We start from the raw sequence: 2773 nt of genomic DNA on the forward strand, positions 1-2773 counted from the left end.
CCGCTTGGCAGCGGGCTTTTTGGACGATTTTGGACGTTCTTAAAAAAGGAAATGGTGGACTGTGAGGGACTCGAACCCACGACCCGCTGATTAAGAGTCAGCTGCTCTACCAACTGAGCTAACAGTCCGTTTCTCTTTGGCGCGCCCGGCAGGATTCGAACCCGCGACCTACGGATCCGAAGTCCGTCGCTCTATCCAACTGAGCTACGAGCGCGTATTTTCCTATGGGGTGAGCGAGGGGACTTGAACCCCCAACCCCCGGAACCACAATCCGGTGCTCTAACCAATTGAACTACGCTCACCATTTTCAACTCTTGGCGCGCCCGGCAGGATTCGAACCCGCGACCTACGGCTTAGAAGGCCGTTGCTCTATCCAGCTGAGCTACAAGCGCGTCTCGTTCGTAATGGAGCGGGAAACGGGATTCGAACCCGCGACCTACGGCTTGGAAGGCCATCGCTCTAGCCAACTGAGCTATTCCCGCGTCGACACACTTTAGGTCTGCGCTGGTCGGGGCGAAAGGATTTGAACCTTCGACCCCCTGCTCCCAAAGCAGGTGCGCTGACCAGACTGCGCCACGCCCCGAAAAATAATGGTGGAGCTGAGGAGATTCGAACTCCCGACCTCTTCCGTGCGAGGGAAGCGCGCTCCCAGCTGCGCTACAGCCCCGTTGCAACAACGAGCAGTATTTTATACGCCAGACCCGATCTTGTCAATAAACGGCGTCCGTTTTTCAAAAAAGCAGGAGCCGCAACGACATCCGTCACTTCCCCCCGATCCGACGGACGGATCCTCCCGGCCCCTCGACGGGGTGGAAAGGAGCCGATCTCCCCGCAGATCGGGGCGTGAACGAACGGAACGATCCGTTATGCCTCACACCACGGCGTGGTCGTGGTCATGGTCATACTGCTTCATGGGGATGACCTCCATCCCATGTTTGGCGCGGTAGTCGTTGAGCGCCGTATGGATGGCCTCCTCCGCCAGAACGGAACAGTGCATCTTGATGGGCGGCAGACCGTCGAGCGCCTCGGCGACGGCACTGTTCGTCAGGTTCCAAGCCTCGTCGATCGTCTTTCCCTTGATGAGCTCAGTCGCCATGCTCGACGACGCGATAGCCGACGCGCATCCGAAGGTCTTGAACTTGACGTCCTCGATGACGTTGTCCTTGACCTTCAGATAAATTTTCATTATATCCCCGCACCTGGGGTTTCCGGCCTCGCCGACCCCATCGGCATTCTCTATCTCTCCCACGTTGCGCGGGTTGCTGAAATGCTCCATGACCTTCTCGCTGTAATCCAGTGCCACTTCGTCCACCCCCGAAATATATCTTTCGTCGAGCGCGCCTCCCGCCTTTTACCGGCAGAAGGCGAGCCGCCGCTACTTTCCTCCGCGGCGCTTCAGGAAGTCCTCCCAAAGCGGCGACATGGACCGCCGCCGGGCCACGATCTCCGGAAGCACGTCCAGAACGTAATCGATCTGCTCCTCGGTGGTTCCGCGCCCCAGCGTCATGCGGAGGGAACCGTGCGCCATCTCATGGGACAGCCCCATAGCCAGAAGCACGTGGGAGGGCTCGAGCGACCCCGAGGAACAGGCGCTGCCCGTCGAGGCCGATATCCCCTTCGAGTCCAGATCCAAAAGGAGGGTCTCCCCCTCTATGCCGATGAAGCTGAAGTTCGTGTTGTTGGGCAGCCGCCCGTCACCCCGTGCTCCATTCAGTTTGGCGTCGGGGATCCTGCTCAGGACGCCGTCGATCAGCCGGTCCCGAAGGGCGCAGAGGCGCGCCTTTTCCTCGGGCAGGCGCGCTTTCAGCCTCTCGATGGCGGCACCGAGGCCCACGATGCCCGCCAGGTTCTCGGTGCTGGCACGCCGTCCCTTCTCCTGACCGCCGCCATGGACGAAGTTCTCGAGCCGCAGCCCCTTGCGCAGGTAGAAGGCCCCCACTCCCTTGGGGCCATACATCTTGTGCGCGGACAGGGACAGCATGTCGATGTTCAGGGCCTTGACGTCGATATCCAGCTGGGCCGCCGCCTGCACGGCATCCGTATGGAACAGGACGCCCCGCTGTCGGCAAAGCGCACCGATCTCTCCGATGGGCTGGATGGTCCCCACTTCATTGTTGGCAAACATCACGGAGACCAGAACGGTTTTGTCCGTCATCGCGGCCTCCAGGTCCTCCATGCGGACGCGCCCGTCGGGGTCGACGGGCAGGTAGGTCACGCGGACCCCCTCCACCTTCTCCAGGTATTCCGCCGTGTGGAGGATGGCGTGGTGTTCGATCTTCGTCGTAATCAGGTGGTCTCCCTTGCTTCGCAGGCGCTCCATGGTTCCCTTCAGCGCCCAGTTGTCCGCCTCGGTCCCGCTGCCGGTAAAAAAGATTTCGTCGGGACCGGCATTCAGGGCTTGGGCCACCTGGCCGCGTGCCGTATCGATCGCCTTGCGGCTCTTCACGGCAAAGGAATAAACGGACGAAGGATTGCCGAAGACCTCCGTAAAATAGGGCATCATTGCCGCCAGCACCTCGGGATCCGTCGGCGTCGTCGCCGCGTAATCGAGATATGCGCTTTGCATCGTCGTCCCCCCTAGTCGAACGTGGCTCAAGCCATTTCCTCAAATGCCCTCAGGGCAGAGATAAAATTCCGAAACATCGTGGGGGCTCAAAATTCCTCCCCCTCATCCTGAAAAAGCGTCCTGTTCCGAACGAGGTCCTCCAAAGTCGTCGCCTTCAGTATCTCGTCGATCGAATCCCGAACCTTCCGCCACAGTGAGAAGGTGGGA

At 60.3% G+C, this 2773-nt stretch carries 2 protein-coding genes and 7 tRNA genes; all 9 read right to left on the minus strand.

Annotation, left to right across the window (positions count from 1 at the left end):
• Positions 1-52: 52 nt before the first annotated feature.
• Positions 53-128, minus strand: a tRNA-Lys gene (locus tag Q0176_RS03060).
• 9 nt (positions 129-137) lie between these two features.
• Positions 138-214: transfer RNA gene (locus Q0176_RS03065), tRNA-Arg, on the minus strand.
• An 11-nt stretch (positions 215-225) separates the two neighbouring features.
• A tRNA-His gene (locus Q0176_RS03070) sits at positions 226-302 on the minus strand.
• 13 nt (positions 303-315) lie between these two features.
• Positions 316-392 (minus strand) — tRNA-Arg (locus Q0176_RS03075).
• A 13-nt stretch (positions 393-405) separates the two neighbouring features.
• Positions 406-482, minus strand: a tRNA-Gly gene (locus tag Q0176_RS03080).
• Between the two features lie 23 nt (positions 483-505).
• A tRNA-Pro gene (locus Q0176_RS03085) sits at positions 506-583 on the minus strand.
• 8 nt (positions 584-591) lie between these two features.
• A tRNA-Ala gene (locus Q0176_RS03090) sits at positions 592-667 on the minus strand.
• Positions 668-871: 204 nt separating this feature from the next.
• On the minus strand, positions 872-1297 hold the full coding sequence (gene nifU / locus Q0176_RS03095) for a Fe-S cluster assembly scaffold protein NifU (protein ID WP_299299132.1): 426 nt from the start codon (positions 1295-1297) through the stop codon (positions 872-874).
• A gap of 78 nt (positions 1298-1375) precedes the next feature.
• Positions 1376-2566 (minus strand): cysteine desulfurase NifS, encoded by a 1191-nt coding sequence (gene nifS / locus Q0176_RS03100; protein ID WP_299299131.1) that lies wholly within the window; start codon positions 2564-2566, stop codon positions 1376-1378.
• Positions 2567-2773 lie beyond the last annotated feature (207 nt).

The organism is uncultured Fretibacterium sp., from assembly GCF_938040765.1.
Taxonomy (GTDB): domain Bacteria; phylum Synergistota; class Synergistia; order Synergistales; family Aminobacteriaceae; genus CAJPSE01.